This window comes from Actinomadura coerulea (genome assembly GCF_014208105.1).
Lineage (GTDB): Bacteria > Actinomycetota > Actinomycetes > Streptosporangiales > Streptosporangiaceae > Spirillospora > Spirillospora coerulea.
Map to the genome: position 1 here is coordinate 611,970 of NZ_JACHMQ010000001.1, position 17,954 is coordinate 629,923.

Below are 17,954 nucleotides of genomic sequence, written 5' to 3' on the forward strand. Positions count from 1 at the left end.
CAACGAACCCCCGAAAAAACCCCCACAATAAGGAGTTCCCCATGTGGTCCAAGCGCATGGCGGCCGCCGCCGCGGCGACGCTGGCGATCGGACTGGCGGCCGCCGCCTGCGGCGACTCGGGCGACAAGGCGACCGCATCCGGGCAGGGCGGCTTCCCCGTTCCCAAGGTGCCGATGCAGAAGTCGCTCGGCCAGGGCGAGGGCAAGGTCAACCTGGTCGCCTGGGCCGGGTACGCCGAGGACGGCTCCAACGACCCCAAGGTCGACTGGGTCACCCCGTTCGAGAAGCAGACCGGCTGCAAGGTCAACACCAAGGTCGCCGGCACGTCCGACGAGATGGTGACCCTGATGAAGACCGGCGAGTACGACGCGGTCTCCGCCTCCGGTGACGCCTCGCTGCGGCTGATCGCCTCCGGGACGGTCGCGCCGGTCAACACCGGGCTCGTGCCGAACTACGCCGACGTCTTCGCCGGGCTGAAGATGAAGCCGTGGAACTCGGTGAACAACGTCGCCTACGGCATCCCGCACGGCCGCGGCGCCAACCTGCTCATGTGGCGCACCGACAAGGTCAAGACGGCCCCCGACTCGTGGGGCGCGGTGTTCGACGCCAACTCCCCGTACAAGGGGAAGATCACCGCCTACGACTCGCCGATCTACATCGCCGACGCCGCGCTCTACCTGAAGACGGCCAAGCCCGAACTCGGCATCAAGAACCCGTACGCGCTCGACCAGAAGCAGTTCGACGCGGCCGTCGAGCTGCTGAAGACCCAGCGCGGGCTCGTCGGCGAGTACTGGTCCGACTACACCAAGGAGGTCCAGGCGTTCAAGAGCGGCGACTCCGTCCTCGGGACGACGTGGCAGGTCATCGCCAACCTCGCGGAGGCCGAGAAGGCCCCGGTCAAGGTGACCCTGCCCAAGGAGGGCTCCACCGGCTGGTCGGACACCTGGATGGTCGGCGCGAAGGCCAAGAACCCCAACTGCGCCTACAAGTGGATGGACTGGATCGTCTCTCCCAAGGCGAACGCGCAGGTCGCCGAATGGTTCGGTGAGGCCCCGGCGAACGCGAAGGCGTGCCAGGAGACCTCGGACAAGAAGTTCTGCGACACCTTCCACGCCACCGACGAGAACTACTTCTCGCAGGTGCACTTCTGGACGACGCCGATCGCGCAGTGCCTCGACGGGCGCAAGGACGTCAAGTGCGTCGACTACTCCAAGTGGACGCAGGCGTGGACCGCGATCAAGGGATGACCGGCTCCGCCCTCACCGGCGGTAAGGACGGCCGCCCGGCGCCGGGTCCCCGGCGCCGGGCGGCGGCCCTGCTGCACCGCCGCCCGCGGCTGCGCCTGTCGCTGCTGCTGTCGGCGCCGCTCGCCTGGCTGGTCGTCGTCTATCTCGGCGCGCTCGCCGCGATCTTCCTGACCGCCTTCTGGACCACCGACGTCTTCACCGGCGAGGTCGTCCGGCAGTTCACGCTCGCCAACTTCCAGACCCTCCTCGACGAGCCGGTCTACCGGACGGTCGCGCTGCGCAGCCTCGGCGTCGCGGCGGCCGTCACCCTCATCGACACCGCGATCGGCTTCCCGATGGCGCTGTACATGGCCAAGGTCGCCAGGCCGCGGCACCGGCCCTACCTGGTGATCGCGATCCTGGCGCCGCTGTGGGCCGCCTACCTCGTCAAGGCGTACGCGTGGCGGGTGATGCTCTCGGAGGGCGGCCTGGTCGACCAGGTGCTGGGGCCGTTCGGGCTCTCCAGCCCCGGCTACGGCCTCACGGCGACGGTGCTCGTGCTGGCCTACCTGTGGCTGCCGTACATGATCCTGCCGGTCTACGCGGGCCTGGAGCGGCTCCCGGACTCGCTGCTGGACGCCTCCGGCGACCTCGGCGCCCGCCCGCTGCGCACGCTGCGGTCCGTCGTGCTGCCGCTGGTGTTCCCCTCGCTGGTGGCCGGGTCGATCTTCACGTTCTCGCTGTCGCTCGGCGACTACATCACCGTGAAGATCGTCGGCGGCCGGAGCCAGCTGCTCGGCAACGTCGTCTACGACAACATCGGCGCCGCCAACAACCTGCCGTTCGCGGCGGCGGTCGCCACGATCCCGGTGGTGGTGATGCTCGGCTACCTCGCCGCGGCCCGCCGCACCGGCGCGCTCAGGGAGCTGTGATGACCCTCTCGCCCGCCGCGCGGATCGCCCTGCGCGTCGTGATGTTCCTCGGCCTCGCGGTCATCTACGTGCCGCTGCTGGTCGTGCTGGTCAACTCCTTCAACGCCGACACCGCGTTCGGGTGGCCGCCGTCGGGGTTCACCGGGCGCTGGTGGTCGCAGGCGCTGCACAACGAGGGCGCCCGGGAGGCCGTCCTGACCAGCGTCAAGGCGGGCCTCGGCGCGACGGCCGCCGCGCTCGTCCTCGGCACCATGGCCGCCTTCGCGGTGGCGCGGCACCGGTTCTTCGGGCGCGAGACGGTCTCGCTGGTCGTCGTGCTGCCGATCGCGCTGCCCGGAATCGTCACCGGCATCGCGCTCAGCAACGCCTTCCAGGTCGTGCTGAAGCCGCTCGGGATCGGGCTCGGCCTGTTCACCGTGATCGTCGGGCACGCCACGTTCTGCGTCGTCACGATCTTCAACAACGTGCTCGCCCGGCTGCGGCGCACGGGCACCAGCCTGGAGGAGGCGTCGGCCGACCTCGGCGCCGACACGTTCCAGACGTTCTGGCACGTCACGTTCCCGGCGCTGCGCTCGGCGCTGCTCGCCGGGGGGCTGCTGTCGTTCGCGCTGTCCTTCGACGAGATCATCGTGACCACGTTCACCGCCGGGCCGGGCGCCCAGACCCTGCCGATCTGGATCTTCCAGAACCTGTTCCGGCCCAACCAGGCCCCGGTCGTCAACGTGCTCGCCGCCGCCCTGATCGTGCTGTCGGTCGTCCCGATCTGGATCGCGCAGCGGCTGTCCAGCGGCGCCCGCGGCGTCGCGTGAGCGGGGCGGGCGCTGAGCGTCAGCCCCGCAGGCGCTGGGAGGCGTCGACCCAGCGGTCCAGGAGGGTGGCGGCGCCTCCCGAGTCGACCGCCGCGGCGGCGCGCTCGTAGGCGGCCCCCAGCGTCGCGGTGAGGTCGGCGGCGGGCGGCGCCCCCTCGTAGGCGGTGATGAGCGCGGCGGCGTTCAGCAGGACCATGTCGCGGACGGGCCCCCGCCGGCCGGTGAACGTCTCGCGGGCGACCCGCCCGTTGAACGCCGCGTCGGCGCCGCGCAGGTCCTCCGGCTTCGCCGGCGGGATGCCGAGGTCGGAGGGGTCGAAGGTCGTCTCGGTCGCCGTCCCGTCGCGCACCACCCACACCGTGGAGGTGCCCGTGGTGGTCAGCTCGTCCAGCCCGTCGTCGCCCCGGAAGACCAGCGAGGAGCAGCCGCGCGAGGCGAACACGCCCGCCATCACGCCCGCCATCCGCGGGTGGAACACCCCGACGGCCTGGGCCAGGGGCCGCGCCGGGTTGGTCAGCGGGCCGAGGAAGTTGAAGACCGTGGGCGTGCCCAGTTCGCTGCGGGTGCGCGAGGCGTACTTCAGGGCCGGGTGGTAGAGCGGCGCGAAGCAGAAGGTGATGCCGACCTCGTCGGCGACCCGCGCGGTGGCCTCGGGGGGCAGGTCGATCGCGACGCCGAGGTGCTCCAGCAGGTCGGCGGCGCCGCACGAGGACGACGCGGCCCGGTTGCCGTGCTTGACGACCCGCACGCCCGCCGCGGCCGCGACCACGGCGGCCATCGTGGAGACGTTGACGGTGTGGCCGCGGTCGCCGCCCGTCCCGACGAGGTCGGCGATGCGGCCGGGCACCTCGATGGGGGTGGCGTTGTCCATCATCCCCTGGGCGAGGCCGGTGACCTCCTCGACCGTCTCGCCCTTGGCGCGCAGCGCCACGGCGAAGCCCGCGATCTGCGCGTCGGTGGCCTCGCCGGACATGATGCTGTTCATGGCCCAGGAGGTCTCCTCGCTGGACAGCGAGTCGCCCGACACGAGGGCGTTGAGCAGTGCGGGCCAGCTGGTGCGCGCGTCCATGTCGCCTACAGGGTCGTGGTGGGTGCGTTGCGGAGAAGCGGTGCGGCCCGCGGGCTACAGGGCCGGGAGGCGGTTCTGGACGCGCTGCCGCATGAGGCCGGCGAGGGCGTTCGCGAGGCCCATCGGGTCGATGGGCAGGCCCACCACGGCGTCGGCGCGCGACCAGGTGGCGAGCCAGCCGTCGTCGCGGCGGCCGATGATCGCCAGGACGGGCGGGCAGTCGTACACCTCGTCCTTGGCCTGGCGGCACACGCCGAGGCCGCCCGCGGGCTGCGCCTCCCCGTCGACGATCAGGACGTCGACGCCGCCCTGGTCGAGCCGCGCGACGACCGCCGGCTGGGTGGCGCACTCCTCGAACTCGACCTTCGGGAGGTCGGCGGCGGGTCGGCGCCCGATCGCCATCCGGATCTCGGCGCGCGTGTTCGCGTCGTCGCTGTAGACGAGGACCTTCATCGGGCTCTCCGGGGCGGTGCTCATGGACCTGAAGGGTACCGGGTCGCGGCACCGGTGACACGCTCGGGGAACCGAAGGAGGGGGGTCATGCGTCAGTCACTGGATAGGGGCGCAATAATGCTGGCGTGACAGCATCCGCGATAGAGACAACACCTCACGCACGGGCGAACCGTCCCAATCTGGTCAGCGTGGGGACGATCGTTTGGCTGTCGTCCGAGCTGATGTTCTTCGCGGCGCTGTTCGCGATGTTCTTCACGATCCGCTCTGTGACGATCGGCCAGTCCGGCCACGACGCGTGGCCGGGCGCCCCGCTGGACCTGCCGCTGTCGGCCGTCAACACGACCATCCTGGTGCTGTCCTCGGTGACCTGCCAGATGGGCGTGTTCAAGGCCGAGGCCGGCAAGGTCGGACGTGACGGAAGCGTGTTCAACGTGGCGCGCTGGGGCCTGCGCGAGTGGTACGTGCTCTCGTTCCTCATGGGCGCCTACTTCGTCGCCGGCCAGGCCTACGAGTACTCCCAGCTGGTCTCCAAGGACGGCCTCACCTTCTCGTCCTCGGCCTACGGCTCGGTCTTCTACCTGGCCACCGGCTTCCACGGCCTGCACGTCATCGGCGGCCTCGTCGCGTTCCTGTTCCTCCTGGGACGCACCTACGCCGCCAAGCGGTGGACGCACGAGCAGGCGACGAGCGCGATCGTCGTCTCCTACTACTGGCACTTCGTCGACGTGGTGTGGATCGGCCTGTTCTCGGTCGTCTACCTGCTCGACATCTGAACGACCCGACCGACCCGACCGACATGACCCGAACGGGGACTTCCGTGAAAAGGATCACCGCATGGCGACGGCGCCCGTGGGCGGGCTACGCCGTCGTGCTGGCGGCCCTGGCGGCGATCGGCGCGATCTACGCCGGCTTCTCGCCGCGGACTGACCGCGCCGAGGCGCAGACCACAGCCCAGGCGGCGCAGGACCTGAAGAACGGCCAGCAGCTGTTCAACAAGAACTGCGCGAGCTGCCACGGGCTGAACGCCGAGGGCACCAAGGACGCCAAGGGCAACCCGATCGCCCCGAGCCTCATCGGCGTCGGCGCCGCGTCCGTCGACTTCCAGGTCGGCTCGGGCCGCATGCCCGCGGCGAACCCCGGCGCTCAGATGCCGCGCAAGACGCCGATCCCCGAGTTCAACACCTCGATCAAGACCGACTACGAGGAGAAGGACAAGCGGGAGGCGGCCGAGAGGCAGAAGGCGCAGGCGGAGAAGAACCTCTCCGACCTCAGCGCCTACGTCGCCTCGCTCGGCGGCGGCCCGGAGGTCCCCCCGGCGTCGGCCGTGGACCCGAAGACCGGCAACGTCGCGCTCGGCGGGAAGCTGTTCCGCACCAACTGCGCGCAGTGCCACAACTTCACCGGCCAGGGCGGCGCGCTGACGGGCGGCAAGTACGCGCCCTCGCTGTCGAACCCCGACGTCACGCCCACCCAGATGTACGAGGCCATGCTGACCGGCCCGCAGGCGATGCCCGTGTTCAACGACACGACGCTCACGCCCAAGGACAAGCAGGCGATCATCGCCTACCTCGTCCAGACGCGTGAGGAGCCGAACCCCGGCGGCAACGGCCTCGGCCGCATCGGCCCGGTGACCGAGGGGCTGGCCGGCTGGCTGGTCGGAATCGGCCTGCTGGTCCTGGCCGCCATGTGGATCACCGCGAAGAAGCCGAAGAAGCTGAAGAAGTCATGAGCGACGACAACAAGGACACGGCGGGCCGGCCCGCCCCGCGCGAACGCGTGATCGGCACGCCGTCCCCGGCGCGCGAGAAGGCCCTGCTCGCCGAGGACGACATCTCGGCGCCCGCGGGCGTGGGCGAGCAGCTCGACGAGGCGTCGGCCAAGCGCGCCGAGCGGATCGTCGCGACGCTCTTCCTGGTCGCGTTCGCCGCCAGCGTGGCGTTCATCGCCTACTTCATCGGCTGGAGCGGCCGCGACGGCGGCATGCACGGCGTCACCCGGGCACGCGAGAGCAACCTGTGGCTCGGCGGCCTGATGGCGCTGTCGTTCCTCGCGCTGGCCTTCGGCGTCACCATCTGGGTGCGCCGCCTGATGACCAGCAAGCCGATCGTGCAGGAGCGGCACGAGATGGCCGCCGACGAGGAGACCCGGGCGGCCTTCACCGAGGACTTCCTGGAAGGCGCCGCCGACAGCGGCATCACCAAGCGGCCCCTGCTGCGCCGCACGCTGCTGCTGGCCGCCGCGCCGCTCGGCCTGGCCCCGCTGGTGCTGCTGCGCGACCTCGGCCCGCTGCCGGAGAAGCGCCTCCGCCACACCTACTGGGGCGAGGCCGTCAAGAAGGCGCAGGCGGAGGGCAAGAAGGGCGCCCGCCTGGTCGTGGACGGCACCAACAAGCCGCTGCGGGTCAGCGACTTCTCCTCCCCGGGCTCGATGATCACCGTCCTGCCCGAGGGGATCGAGGAGGAGGTTCCCGAGGACCAGGTGCTGACCCAGAACGCCAAGGCCGTCACCATCCTCATCAACGTCCCCGCCGACCAGTTCAAGCCCGCCAAGGGCCGTGAGAACTGGCACGTCAACGGGATCGTGGCCTACTCCAAGGTGTGCACGCACGTCGGCTGCCCCGCGGCCCTGTACGAGCAGACCACGCACCACATCCTGTGCCCCTGCCACCAGTCGACGTTCGACGCCACCGACGCGGCGAAGGTGATCTTCGGGCCGGCGGCGCGGTCGCTGCCGCAGCTGCCGCTGTCCGTGGAGGACGGGTACCTCATCGCCACGAGCGACTACCACGAACCCATCGGACCGAGCTTCTGGGAGCGCGGATGAGCGAGGCGACAGCCCCGAAGGCGGTCGAGGCGCCGCTGACGTTCCTCGACGACCGCCTCGGCTCCACCACCTTCTTCAAGCGGAACATGAAGAAGGTCTTTCCGGACCACTGGTCCTTCATGCTGGGCGAGATCGCCCTGTACTCCTTCATCATCCTGCTGCTGACCGGGACGTTCCTGACGCTCTGGTTCCAGCCGAGCATGACGGAGACCGTGTACGAGGGCTCGTACACGAAGCTGCAGGGCGTGAAGATGTCCGAGGCCTACGCCTCGACGCTGCACATCTCGTTCGACGTGCGCGGCGGCCTGCTCATGCGGCAGATCCACCACTGGGCCGCGATCCTGTTCATGGCGTCGATCCTCGCGCACATGCTGCGCGTGTTCTTCACCGGCGCCTACCGCAAGCCGCGCGAGCTGAACTGGCTGATCGGCATCGGCATGTTCACGCTGGGCATGCTGGAGGGCCTGTTCGGGTACTCGCTGCCCGACGACCTGCTGTCCGGCACCGGCCTGCGCATCACGCAGGGCGTCGCGGAGTCGATCCCGGTGGTCGGCACCTACCTCTACATGTTCCTGTTCGGCGGCGAGTTCCCCGGCCAGGACATCGTTCCGCGCCTGTACATGCTGCACATCCTGCTGATCCCGGGGCTGCTGCTCGGCATGGTCACCGCGCACATGATGATCATGTGGGTGCAGAAGCACACGGCGATGCCGGTCAAGAACCAGACCGAGCAGCAGGTGTACGGCTACCCGTTCTACCCGGTCTTCATGGCCAAGACGGGCGCCTACTTCCTGTTCACCTTCGGCGTCCTGGCGCTGCTCGGCGCGTTCGCGCAGATCAACCCGATCTGGCTGTTCGGCCCGTACGACCCCGGCGCGATCTCCTCGGGCTCCCAGCCCGACTGGTACATGGGCGTCCTCGAGGGCGCGCTGCGCATCATGCCGAACTGGGAGGTCTCCGCCTGGGGCCACACGGTCAGCTTCAACGTGCTGATCCCGGCGCTGGTGCCGCTCGGCATCGTGTTCGGCGGTGCGGCGGCCTGGCCGTTCGTCGAGCAGTGGGTCACCGGCGACAAGCGCCACCACCACGTGAACGACCGGCCGCGCAACGCCCCGGTCCGCACGGCGACGGGCATCGCCGCGGTCACGTTCTACGGGCTGCTGTGGATCGCCGGCGCCAACGACGTCATCGCGGACAAGTTCCACGTGTCGCTGTTCGCGACGACGTGGTTCTTCCGGGTCGCGTTCTTCCTGGGGCCGATCATCGCGTTCATCATCACGAAGCGGATCTGCCTGGGGCTGCAGCGCAAGGACGCCGACGTCGCCGGGCACGGCGTGGAGAGCGGCGTGATCCTGATGTCGCCGGACGGGAAGTTCTCCGAGCGGCACGAGGCGCCGCGCGACGAGGAGCGGCACGTCCTGCTCTCCAAGGAGAACGCCCGGCCCGAGGCCCCGGCGAGGGACGCCAAGGGCATCCCCGCGCCCGGCACCAAGGGCCCGATCGGGCACCTGCGCTCGCGCCTCAACCGCGCGTGGACGTTCGACGACGTCCCCGTCGAGGAGCACGAGCACCCGCACGGCGAGCAGGCCGAGATCGAGGGCGGCGCCACGTCGCACGAGGTCCGGCACTGACCGTCCGCGCACCTGGGGCCCGCCACCGCACCCGCGGTGGCGGGCCCTCGCGCGTGCCGGGCGGTACGCGATGACCCGGACGCTGTTCGTCACCAACGACTTCCCGCCCCGGCCGGGCGGCATCCAGGCGTTCGTGCACGGCCTCGCCGTGCGCCGTCCGCCCGGTTCCGTCGTCGTCTACGCCCCGGCCTGGAAGGGCGCCGCGGAGTTCGACGCGGCGCAGCCGTTCCCCGTCGTCCGGCATCCGGGCTCCCTCATGCTGCCGGAGCCGGGCGTGCTGCGCCGGGCCGCGGACGTGCTGCGCGCGGAGCGCTGCGACTCGGTCGTGTTCGGCGCCGCGGCGCCGCTCGGCCTGCTGGCCCCGGCGCTGCGCCGCCGGGGGGCGCGGCGGCTGGTCGGGATCACTCACGGGCACGAGGCCGGCTGGGCGTCGCTGCCGGTGGCGCGCGCCCTGCTGGGCCGCGTCGGCGACGGCGTCGACGTCCTGACCTACCTCGGCGAGTACACCCGGTCCCGGATGGCGCGGGCGCTGTCCGCGGAGGCCGCGGCGCGGATGGCCCGGCTCGCGCCCGGCGTCGACGAGGCGCTCTTCCACCGGGGCGCGGGCGGGGCGGAGATCCGGGAGCGGCACGGGCTGGCCGGCCGCCCGGTGGCGGTGTGCGTGTCCCGCCTGGTCCCGCGCAAGGGGCAGGACGCACTCCTGCGCGCCTGGCCGCGCGTCCTGAAGTCCGTGCCGGACGCCGCGCTGCTCCTCGTCGGCGGCGGCCCCTACCGCGGCGACCTGGAGCGCCTCGCCGCGTCCCTGGACCTCGGCCGTTCGGTCGTCTTCACCGGCGGCGTCCCCTGGGAGGAGCTGCCCGCCCATTTCGACGCGGGCGACGTCTTCGCGATGCCGTGCCGCACCCGCCGCCGCGGTCTGGACGTCGAGGGCCTCGGCATCGTGTACCTGGAGGCGTCCGCGACCGGGCTCCCGGTCGTCGCGGGCGATTCGGGCGGCGCTCCCGACGCCGTCCTTGACGGCGAGACGGGTCTCGTGGTGCCGGGCCGCTCCGTCCCCGACATCGCCGAAGCCGTCGCGGGCCTTCTCGCGGAACCGGACCGGGCCCGCGCCATGGGCGAGAAGGGCCGGGCCTGGGTCGAACGGGAGTGGCGCTGGGACGTCCAGGCGAGCCGCCTGGGAACGCTGCTGGCGCCCTGAACGACGGCGGCCCCGGGGGAGAACCCGCCCCCGCGCCGGTGGCGGATCCTCCCCCCGGGGACACCGGCTCAGTGCCGTCTGAAAGCGCTGATGACCCTGGTGCGTGCCCCGCCCCCGGAGACCGGTTCCGCACGGACCTCCCCTGCCGCCGCCGGCGTCCACGGCCGCTGACGTCTCCGACGCTAGAGTCCCCGGCCGGCGCGCGGCGGCACGGTTAACCCGCCCTTAATGAGCCGATCAGCCATCACTAAGGCGCCGTTCGCGAAAATGAGGATCCGCCCAGGTGAAGAGGCTTCTGCGGGTGCTCTTCCGTAGGCCCTGACCCGGGGTGGTTTCCGCGCGTACAGGCGAAGAAGCGCCGCGGAACAAGGCTCATCGGCCTTTTTTGGCACCAATTAACATCAAGGCGGCTTCAGGGGCGTATGCTCCCGGAGTGGTCGAGCGGATTCGCGGGAATCCGTTCGGGGATCGTGGTGGGAGCGAGCGGGCTCCCGCACCGCGGTCCCGTCATGTCTCAGCGGGACGGCCGCCTGGCGTGCGTCAGGCCCGGCGGCGCGGAACGTGTCGGCGTTCGCCGTGCTCTCCGTCTCCTCCACAGGAGAGGGCATGGCGCGACGCGATTACGGGCGTGCGTCCCGGAGCCAAACGCATGCTTCACCGTGGGCCGAGACGCCCGCGGGCCCTTCCGCGAGGCCCGGGTCCGGGCGGGGGCTCGGGTCCGAGGACCCCCAGTGGCCCGAAGGATCCTGGTGGTCGGAGCAGCCGGACTGGTCCGAGCGGGGACCCGGATCACCGCGGCGCGAGCCGTCGCGGCGCGAGATCAGGCGGCGCGAGGCCAAGGCCCGCGCACGCCGTTCCGGCAAGGCCGCCGAGCGGCCGCGCCCCCGGGCGCGGTGGCCGGAGCCGCCCGAGCGGCGCGACGACGCGGAGACCGAGCGTTTCGACGCGCGCGGCAGCTACGACCCCGCGGGCTACGCCGCCCGGACGAGGCGGGACGCCCGGACGGAGCGCCGGGACGAGTCCCGGGGGCCCGGGGACGGGCGGCGCGATCCCCGGACCGAGCGGTTCGCCGCGCGCGACACGCGGCGGGACGCACGGATCGTGGGTCCCGACACCCGCGGCGGGCGCACCGAAAGGTTCGATGCCCGAGTCGAGGGGCTCGGCGGGCGTGCGGAGCGGTCGGGGAGGGACCGGTCTCGCGAGGTCCCGACGCGGGGCGGGCGCCCCCGCCGCGCGGCGCCGGCCCGCGCCGAGCGGGGCGGCCCCCGGCGGCGGCCCCCTCGGCAGGAGCGGAGGCGCCAGTCGCCGCCGCGTCCCGGGCCGAAGGCGACGCCGCGCCGTGGCAGGCGGCCCGCCGACCGGCTGAGCATCGGCGCGATCGTCCTGTCCACCGCGGTCGGGCTGTCCCTGCTGGGCATCGCCGAGCGGGCCCTGCTCGACGGCGGCCCCATCGGCGGTTCCTCCGGGCCGGTCGGCTCACAGCGCGCGATCAGCCCGCCCGAGCCCGGCACCGGCACGCCCGCGCGACCGCAGCAGCCCCAGCGGCGGCCGGTGGCCGGCGGCGGCGCCGCCACCGCCCCGGCGGGACCCGACCTCGGGGTCCTCGCCACGCAGGTCCGCAAGCTGACTCTGGCGCAGCGGGGCGCCGCGGCGAAGCAGGCCTACGGTGCGGCCCTGACACGGCAGCCGTTCGTGGGCGCCACCCGCCAGAGCGCCGACCGCACCTGGGTCTTCGGCACCAGCGCGATCCCGGTTCCCGAGGCCAGCGCGGCGGGCCCCGAGCTCGCCTTCTACGCCGCCCACTGGACGGGCCGGCAGTGGCAGGTCGGGCTGTCGGGCGCGACGGCGTTCGCCGGGCTCCTCGGAGCCGCCCCCGCGGACCTCATGTCGCCGGCGGAGTCGAGGCTCCTGCGCAGGTACGGCGCGCTCAGCGCCGCGCAGGCCACCACGCTCGTCAACGGGACGCGGGCGGGCGACCGGCTGATGCTGCCGTGGAAGACCGGCCGGGCGTGGTCGATGACGACCTCCGACGACGTCGCGTCCTCGCGTCCGCTGGCGTCGCTGGCGTTCTCCGGCGGCGACGGCCGCGTGCTCGCCGCCGGCGGCGGACGCCTCTACCGGTTCTGCTCCGGCCAGGCGGGCGCGGTGGTCATGGTGGTCCACCCGAGCGGCCTCGCGTCCACCTACTACGGGATGCGGAGCGTGACGGAGCTGCGCGACGGCAGCGTCGTCGAGCAGGGCGACGCGCTCGGCCGCACCGGCGCCGCCCGGCCCTGCGGCGGGGCCGCCGCGCCCCGTGCCGAGGTCGGGTTCGGGCTGCGCCGCGGCGGCGGCGCGGTCCCGCTCGACGGCGCCGAGATCGGCGGCTGGACGTTCCGCGAGCGGGCCAAGCCGCTCCTCGGCTTCGCCGAACGCGGCGTCCTGCAGGTGCTTCCCGGGGGCCTGCTGGCCAACCTCGGCCCGGTACCCGCCGCCGACGACCCTCCGTCGTCATCGCCGTCCCCCGGCAAGAAGCCGAAGAAGGACGGCGCCGGACCGGCCGGCGCCCCGTCGCCGGCCGCCACCTAGAACAGGAGTCCGAGCGGTGCGAATTCGCAGCAGTGATGATCCCGCGGTGCCCGCCTGGGCGCTGCGCGTGGTGCTCGCCGGCGCGGTGCTGGTGCTGGTCGGCGCGGCGACCCCGCAGGGCGCCGTCGCGGTGGCGAACGTGCAGTACTTCCTCAGCTTCTACGCCGGCGTGTTCGCGCTGGTGTCGCTGACCACCGCGGTCATGAGCGGGCTGCTGGCCACCGAGCGCCTCATCCTGAAGATCCGGCACCGGGTGCTCGCCCAGGCGGTGCACCGCGCCTCCGCCGTCGTCGCGACGGCGATGCTGGTCGCGCACGTGACGGTGAAGGTGATGAGCGGCCTCGCGCTGCCCGTGCAGATCGTGGTGCCGGACGGCGGCGCGATCGGCCTCGGCACCATCGCCTCCGACCTGATGCTCCTCATCGTGGTCACCGGGCTGCTGCGGGCGCGGTTCGCGCTCCGCGCCAAGGCCTGGGTGTGGCGGTCGATGCACGCCGTCGCCTACGTGTCCTGGCCGCTCGCGATCGTGCACGGACTGATCACCGGGCGGGCCGCGGCGCCGTGGGTCGTGCTGAGCTACGTGATGAGCGTGGTGTTCGTCGTGCTCGCCCTGGTCACCCGCATGGTCGTGGTGATCAGACCGCGGGAGGTCCACCTGGCCGGCGAGGACGTCGAGGCGTTCTCGCTGCCGGACGGCGCGGGCCGGCGCCGCGACCGGCGCGCCATGGCGGCGCGCGAGCACGAGGAGGGGCGCGCCGCCGCGCGGGCGCGCGCCCGGGAGAGGGAGGCCGGGTTCGACGACCCGCGCGACCTCGACGACGCGCGCGACTTCGGGGGCCGCCGGGGCTTCGGCGGCCGGCGCGCCCTCGATGATCCGCGCGACTTCGGAGACTCCCGGCAGACCGTCGCGGACCCGCGCGGCATGCCCGTGACCGGGTCGGGCCGCGACACCGAGGTGATCCGATGACCTCGACCGTCACCGTCTCCAACATCGGCGGGCCGCGGCTGACGCTCGGGTTCGACCGGTTCGACCGGCTGGACCTCGACCGGCACCTGGCGGTGCACGGCAGGCTCCGCGCACCGGCACTGGACGACCTGGTGCGCATGGCCGAGCAGGTCGACCTGAGGGGACGCGGCGGGGCGGGGTTCCCGTTCGCCCGCAAGCTGATGGCGGTCGCGGCGCGGGTCGAGCACCCGGCCGCCGACCGGACCGCGCTGCTGCCCGGCGAGAGGGGCGACGAGCGCGGGTCCAGCGAGGACGTCGTCGTGGTGGTCAACGGCGCCGAGGGCGAGCCCGGCAGCGCCAAGGACAAGGTGCTGCTCGGCCGGGCCCCGCACCTGGTGCTCGACGGCGCGCAGATTGCGGCGAACGCGCTCGGCACCCAGCGGATCGTGCTGGCCGTCGAGAGCGACGAGGCCGCCCGGTCGGTGCGCGCCGCGATCAGCGAGCGGCGGATGCCGGCCCGGGTGGTGCGGCTGACCGAGCGGTTCATCTCGGGGGAGAGCGGCGCGGTGATCCGCGCGATCAACGGGGAGACGCCGATCCCGCCGGGCGTCAAGGTCCGCGCGTCCGACTCGGGGGTGGACGGCTTCCCGACCCTGCTGTCCAACACCGAGACGTTCGCGCAGCTGGCGGTGCTCGTCTCCCTCGGCCCCGACCTGTACGCCTCGGCCGGCACCGAGGACGAGCCGGGCACCACGCTGCTGACGATCGGCGGGACGCAGGTCGTGGAGGCGCCGCTCGGCACGTCGCTGCGCGCGGTGCTCGACCAGTGCGAGGTGCCGCCGTCGCCGGGGGTGCTCGTCGGCGGGTACCACGGGATGTGGCTCGACCCGGTCGCGGTGTCGCGGGCGGTGCTGTCGCGCGCCGGGATGCGGCGCGTCGGCGGGACGGTCGGCGCGGGGATCATCCTTCCGCTCGCCCAGGGGACCTGCCCGCTCGGCGAGGTGACGCGGATCGCCTCCTACCTCGCGGCCCAGTCCGCCGGGCAGTGCGGGCCGTGCAGGCTCGGGCTGCCCGACGTCGTCCGGTCCCTGATGGCGCTCACCGAGGGGGCCGGGACCGTGGAGGACGTGCGCCGCGCCGCCGGCGTCGGCCGGGGCCGCGGCGCCTGCTCCCATCCCGACGGGACGGCCAGGTTCGTCCTGTCGGCGATGGAGGCCTTCGCCGCCGACATCGACGCGCACCGGTGGGGCGGCGGGTGCGGCCAGTCGACCTACGGGGTGCTGCCGCTGCCGGTGCCGGACGGCACGGAGGGGCGGGTCGCGATCGACTGGAGCCGGTGCGACGGGCACGGCCTGTGCGCCTACCTCGTCCCGGAACTGATCCAGCTCGACCGGTACGGCTTTCCCGTCGTGCTCGGCACCGACATTCCCTCGTGGATGGAGAAGGACGTCCAGAAGGCGGTCGCGATGTGCCCCGCATTGGCGCTGCGCGTCGTCGGCGGAGTTCCCGGGGCGCCCTCGCGGCGCTGAATTCTCCGTGCAGAAAAAAATGTCAACAGGTGGACATCGTTGAACCCGGCGGGCGTCCCGGTGCGTATCTCTGGACGAACCCGTGCCGGGTCCGTCGAGAGATCCTTGAAAGGAGGGACGAGAGCCCTTGAGGAAATCCTACGGAATGGCCGGAAAGCGCACGCTCCCGCGCCTCGGCAAGGGACGCCTGCTGCTGGTGCTGGCGGCCGCGGCCGCCGCCGTGGCGGCCTTCGCGGTCGTCATGAGCCCGGTCGGCACGCCCGCGAGCGGCGCGGCGAACCTCGGCGGCACCGTGAACACCCGCTGGGGCCGGCTCAGCACCCTGGACCGGCAGCTCCTGGTCAAGGTCCGGCAGGCCGGCCTCTGGGAGATGCCCGCGGGGCAGCAGGCCGCGCAGCGCGCGTCCAGCCCCCGGGTGAAGGAGGTCGGCGAGATCATCATGCGCCAGCACATGCAGCTGGACGCCGACACCCGCGCCGAGGCGCAGAAACTGGGCGTGCTCCTTCCCAACGAGCCCAACGGCAGCCAGAAGAGCTGGCTGCGGGAGATGTCGGGAAAGTACGGCGCCGACTATGACAAGACGTTCGTGCTGCGGTTGCGTGCCGCCCACGGGCAGGTCTTCACCGTCATCGCCAAGGTGCGCGCCGCGACCGAGAACACCGAGATCCGCGCGTTCGCCGAACGGTGCCTGAAATTCGTCAACACGCACATGTCGCTGCTGGAGAGCACGGGCCTGGTTCCCAGGCGCGCTCTGCACTGACGTACACCCCGCAAAGGGAGCAGTTTTCCGATGGGACGAAAGAAGAAAGCCTTCGCCGCGTTGATCCCGGCGCTGACCCTGGTCGCGACGGTCTACCAGGGAATCCCTGCCGCGGCGGCGGACCCGACCGCCCAGCCGGCGGACCCGACCGCCCAGCCGACCGACCCTCAGGGCGGTCAGCAGAACGGCGGCCAGATGGGTGACGGCGGTCAGATGGGCGATGGCGGTCAGATGGGTGACGGCGGCCCGATCGACGGCGGCCAGACGACTCCGCCCGCCGACCCGCAGGGCGGCCAGCAGCCCGGCGGCGGGCAGAACGGCGGCGGGCAGAACGGTGGGCAGGCTCCGGCGAATCCGAGCCTGCGCGCCGACCAGTTCGTCGACATCCGCAAGGCGCCGCGCGTGCGGCAGCCCCGCCGCGGCCGCCAGGCCTCGACCGGCGTGTTCGCGTCCAACTGCGGTGTGAACAAGGGGCAGGCCCACAGCAACCCCGACAACGTGCTCGCGGCCCCGGGCGTCGTGAACGGCGCGCACCACATCCACGACTACGTCGGCAACCTCGACACGAACGCGTTCTCCACCGACGAGACCTTCGCGGCCGCCGGGACGACGTGCACCAACGGCGACAAGTCCGCCTACTTCTGGCCGGTGATCCGGCTCCGCGACGGCCAGGACACCTCGGACCGGGCGCAGCAGAGCCAGGCGGACGGCAACGTCGGCGGCATCGTCACCCCGTCGAGCGTCAAGATCCAGTACCTCGGCAACCCGCGCGCCAAGGTGACCGCGATGCCGCGCTTCATCCGCGTGGCCACCGGTGACGCCAAGGCCGTGACGAACGGCCTGAAGAACGCGCACGCGAGCTGGACGTGCAGCGGCTTCGAGAGCCGGGCGTTCACCGACAAGTACCCGCTGTGCCCGAAGGGCAGCAAGGTGGAGCGCGTGCTGAACTTCCCGAGCTGCTGGGACGGCCAGAACACCGACAGCGCCAACCACCGCGACCACATCCGGTTCGCGGACCCGCGGACGGGGCAGTGCCCGCAGGGCACGAAGGCCGTGCCGCAGCTGCGGATGACCCTGGCCTACAACCTGCCGGCCAAGCCGCTGGCGTTCGCGCTGGACAGCTTCCCCGAGTCGGGCCACGACCCGGTGACCGACCACGGCGACCTCATCAACGTGATGGACGACCGGCTGATGGCGAAGGCGGTCAGGGCGATCAACGGCTCCAGGGCCGGGACGCGGATCAAGCGCCGCCGCTGAGCCGGACCCGTCCCGGGGCCCGGGCGCGCGTCCGCGCGTCCGGGCCCCCGGCGTCCTACGATCGCGGCATGAACATCGTGATCGCGGGCGGGCACGGGCAGATCGCGCTGCGGCTGTCCCGGCTGCTGGCCGCACGGGGGGACACCGTGCTGAGCATCATCCGCAATACCGGCCACGCCGGGGACGTCCGGGAGGCGGGCGCCGGACCGGTCGTGTGCGACCTGGAGTCGGCGACCGCCGACGAGGTCGCCGACCACCTGACCGGCGCGGACGCCGTCGTGTTCGCCGCCGGGGCGGGCCCGGGCAGCGGCGTGGCGCGCAAGGACACCGTCGACCGCGGCGCCGCGGTGCTGGCGGCGGACGCGGCCGAGCGCGCGGGCGTCCGCGGCTTCGTGCAGATCTCCGCGATGGGCGCCGGCGAGCCGCCCGCGCCGGGGCGCGACGAGGTCTGGGGGGCCTACATCAGGGCCAAGGGCGAGGCCGAGGACGACCTGCGGCGCCGCGACGCCCTGGACTGGCTGATCCTGCGGCCGGGCCGCCTCACCGACGACCCGCCCACCGGCCTGGTGGCGCTGGCCGAGCCGCCGATCGGGCACGGCGCGGTCACCCGCGACGACGTGGCGGCGGTCATCGCGGCGCTGCTGGACGCCGGCGACGTCCGCCGCCTCACGCTGGACCTGCTCAACGGCTCCACCCCGATCGGGGACGCCGTCGCCGCCCTGCGCTCCGCGCCCGGCGGCTGACCGGCCGCGC

General features: G+C 72.8%; 16 protein-coding genes. 14 read left to right on the forward strand and 2 right to left on the reverse strand.

Annotation, left to right across the window (positions count from 1 at the left end):
- The first annotated feature begins 41 nt into the window (after window positions 1–41).
- Genes BKA00_RS02885 through BKA00_RS02895 form a run of 3 tightly spaced genes read left to right on the forward strand, consistent with a single transcriptional unit; the run spans window position 42 to window position 2,967 of the window.
- The gene (locus tag BKA00_RS02885; RefSeq protein ID WP_221492991.1) at window positions 42–1,247 is read left to right on the forward strand and encodes an ABC transporter substrate-binding protein; all 1,206 of its coding nucleotides are present in this window, start codon (window positions 42–44) and stop codon (window positions 1,245–1,247) included.
- The gene (locus tag BKA00_RS40235; protein WP_221492992.1) at window positions 1,226–2,158 is read left to right on the forward strand and encodes an ABC transporter permease subunit; all 933 of its coding nucleotides are present in this window, start codon (window positions 1,226–1,228) and stop codon (window positions 2,156–2,158) included. The genes BKA00_RS02885 and BKA00_RS40235 overlap by 22 nt, the downstream gene beginning before the upstream one ends.
- A complete protein-coding gene (locus BKA00_RS02895; RefSeq protein WP_185023445.1) occupies window positions 2,158–2,967 on the forward strand; it encodes an ABC transporter permease in 810 nt (269 codons plus the stop codon). The genes BKA00_RS40235 and BKA00_RS02895 overlap by 1 nt, the downstream gene beginning before the upstream one ends.
- Window positions 2,968–2,986: 19 nt before the next feature.
- Here the strand turns inward: BKA00_RS02895 and trpD are convergent, their stop codons facing one another.
- Together trpD and BKA00_RS02905 are read right to left on the reverse strand one after the other, a co-directional pair.
- The gene (gene trpD / locus BKA00_RS02900) at window positions 2,987–4,036 is read right to left on the reverse strand and encodes an anthranilate phosphoribosyltransferase (protein WP_185023446.1); all 1,050 of its coding nucleotides are present in this window, start codon (window positions 4,034–4,036) and stop codon (window positions 2,987–2,989) included.
- Between the two features lie 54 nt (window positions 4,037–4,090).
- Window positions 4,091–4,513 carry a type 2 periplasmic-binding domain-containing protein gene (locus tag BKA00_RS02905; RefSeq protein ID WP_185023447.1) on the reverse strand — a complete coding sequence of 141 codons (423 nt, stop codon included), beginning with the start codon at window positions 4,511–4,513 and terminating at the stop codon, window positions 4,091–4,093.
- Between the two features lie 101 nt (window positions 4,514–4,614).
- Between BKA00_RS02905 and ctaE the strand changes: the two genes are divergently transcribed.
- The 11 genes from ctaE to BKA00_RS02960 all read left to right on the forward strand — a co-directional run bounded on the left by ctaE (window position 4,615) and on the right by BKA00_RS02960 (window position 17,944).
- Entirely contained in the window at window positions 4,615–5,262 is a 648-nt protein-coding gene (ctaE, locus tag BKA00_RS02910; RefSeq protein WP_185023448.1) for an aa3-type cytochrome oxidase subunit III, read from the forward strand.
- Window positions 5,263–5,306: 44 nt separating this feature from the next.
- Window positions 5,307–6,218 (forward strand): cytochrome bc1 complex diheme cytochrome c subunit, encoded by a 912-nt coding sequence (gene qcrC / locus BKA00_RS02915; protein ID WP_185023449.1) that lies wholly within the window; start codon window positions 5,307–5,309, stop codon window positions 6,216–6,218.
- Entirely contained in the window at window positions 6,215–7,312 is a 1,098-nt protein-coding gene (gene qcrA, locus BKA00_RS02920; RefSeq protein ID WP_185023450.1) for a cytochrome bc1 complex Rieske iron-sulfur subunit, read from the forward strand. Before qcrC ends, qcrA begins: the two co-directional genes overlap by 4 nt.
- Entirely contained in the window at window positions 7,309–8,943 is a 1,635-nt protein-coding gene (qcrB, locus tag BKA00_RS02925; protein WP_185023451.1) for a cytochrome bc1 complex cytochrome b subunit, read from the forward strand. The genes qcrA and qcrB overlap by 4 nt, the downstream gene beginning before the upstream one ends.
- 70 nt (window positions 8,944–9,013) lie before the next feature.
- Window positions 9,014–10,141 carry a glycosyltransferase family 4 protein gene (locus BKA00_RS02930; RefSeq protein ID WP_185023452.1) on the forward strand — a complete coding sequence of 376 codons (1,128 nt, stop codon included), beginning with the start codon at window positions 9,014–9,016 and terminating at the stop codon, window positions 10,139–10,141.
- Window positions 10,142–10,747: 606 nt separating this feature from the next.
- Complete coding sequence (locus BKA00_RS02935) at window positions 10,748–12,709, forward strand: hypothetical protein (RefSeq protein WP_185023453.1); 1,962 nt, start codon at window positions 10,748–10,750, stop codon at window positions 12,707–12,709.
- Between the two features lie 16 nt (window positions 12,710–12,725).
- Window positions 12,726–13,676, forward strand: a complete 951-nt coding sequence (locus BKA00_RS02940) for a ferric reductase-like transmembrane domain-containing protein (protein ID WP_185023454.1) — start codon at window positions 12,726–12,728, stop codon at window positions 13,674–13,676.
- Window positions 13,673–15,184, forward strand: coding sequence for an NADH-quinone oxidoreductase subunit NuoF family protein (locus tag BKA00_RS02945; protein WP_185023455.1), 1,512 nt, complete (start codon window positions 13,673–13,675; stop codon window positions 15,182–15,184). The genes BKA00_RS02940 and BKA00_RS02945 overlap by 4 nt, the downstream gene beginning before the upstream one ends.
- 145 nt (window positions 15,185–15,329) lie before the next feature.
- Entirely contained in the window at window positions 15,330–15,944 is a 615-nt protein-coding gene (locus BKA00_RS02950) for a DUF4142 domain-containing protein (protein WP_185023456.1), read from the forward strand.
- Window positions 15,945–15,974: 30 nt separating this feature from the next.
- Complete coding sequence (locus BKA00_RS02955; RefSeq protein WP_221492994.1) at window positions 15,975–17,201, forward strand: DUF1996 domain-containing protein; 1,227 nt, start codon at window positions 15,975–15,977, stop codon at window positions 17,199–17,201.
- A 68-nt stretch (window positions 17,202–17,269) separates the two neighbouring features.
- Window positions 17,270–17,944, forward strand: a complete 675-nt coding sequence (locus BKA00_RS02960; RefSeq protein ID WP_185023457.1) for an NAD(P)H-binding protein — start codon at window positions 17,270–17,272, stop codon at window positions 17,942–17,944.
- Window positions 17,945–17,954: the final 10 nt, after the last annotated feature.

Excerpts from the sequence above, each read along its gene's own strand:
- BKA00_RS02885 (WP_221492991.1), top strand. The coding sequence starts at position 42 with ATGTGGTCCAAGCGCATGGCGGCCGCCGCCGCGGCGACGCTGGCGATC.
- BKA00_RS02895 (WP_185023445.1), top strand. The coding sequence starts at position 2,158 with ATGACCCTCTCGCCCGCCGCGCGGATCGCCCTGCGCGTCGTGATGTTC.
- trpD (WP_185023446.1), bottom strand. The coding sequence starts at position 4,036 with ATGGACGCGCGCACCAGCTGGCCCGCACTGCTCAACGCCCTCGTGTCG.
- BKA00_RS02905 (WP_185023447.1), bottom strand. The coding sequence starts at position 4,513 with ATGAGCACCGCCCCGGAGAGCCCGATGAAGGTCCTCGTCTACAGCGAC.
- qcrA (WP_185023450.1), top strand. The coding sequence starts at position 6,215 with ATGAGCGACGACAACAAGGACACGGCGGGCCGGCCCGCCCCGCGCGAA.
- qcrB (WP_185023451.1), top strand. The coding sequence starts at position 7,309 with ATGAGCGAGGCGACAGCCCCGAAGGCGGTCGAGGCGCCGCTGACGTTC.
- BKA00_RS02930 (WP_185023452.1), top strand. The coding sequence starts at position 9,014 with ATGACCCGGACGCTGTTCGTCACCAACGACTTCCCGCCCCGGCCGGGC.
- BKA00_RS02935 (WP_185023453.1), top strand. The coding sequence starts at position 10,748 with ATGGCGCGACGCGATTACGGGCGTGCGTCCCGGAGCCAAACGCATGCT.
- BKA00_RS02945 (WP_185023455.1), top strand. The coding sequence starts at position 13,673 with ATGACCTCGACCGTCACCGTCTCCAACATCGGCGGGCCGCGGCTGACG.
- BKA00_RS02950 (WP_185023456.1), top strand. The coding sequence starts at position 15,330 with ATGGCCGGAAAGCGCACGCTCCCGCGCCTCGGCAAGGGACGCCTGCTG.
- BKA00_RS02955 (WP_221492994.1), top strand. The coding sequence starts at position 15,975 with ATGGGACGAAAGAAGAAAGCCTTCGCCGCGTTGATCCCGGCGCTGACC.
- BKA00_RS02960 (WP_185023457.1), top strand. The coding sequence starts at position 17,270 with ATGAACATCGTGATCGCGGGCGGGCACGGGCAGATCGCGCTGCGGCTG.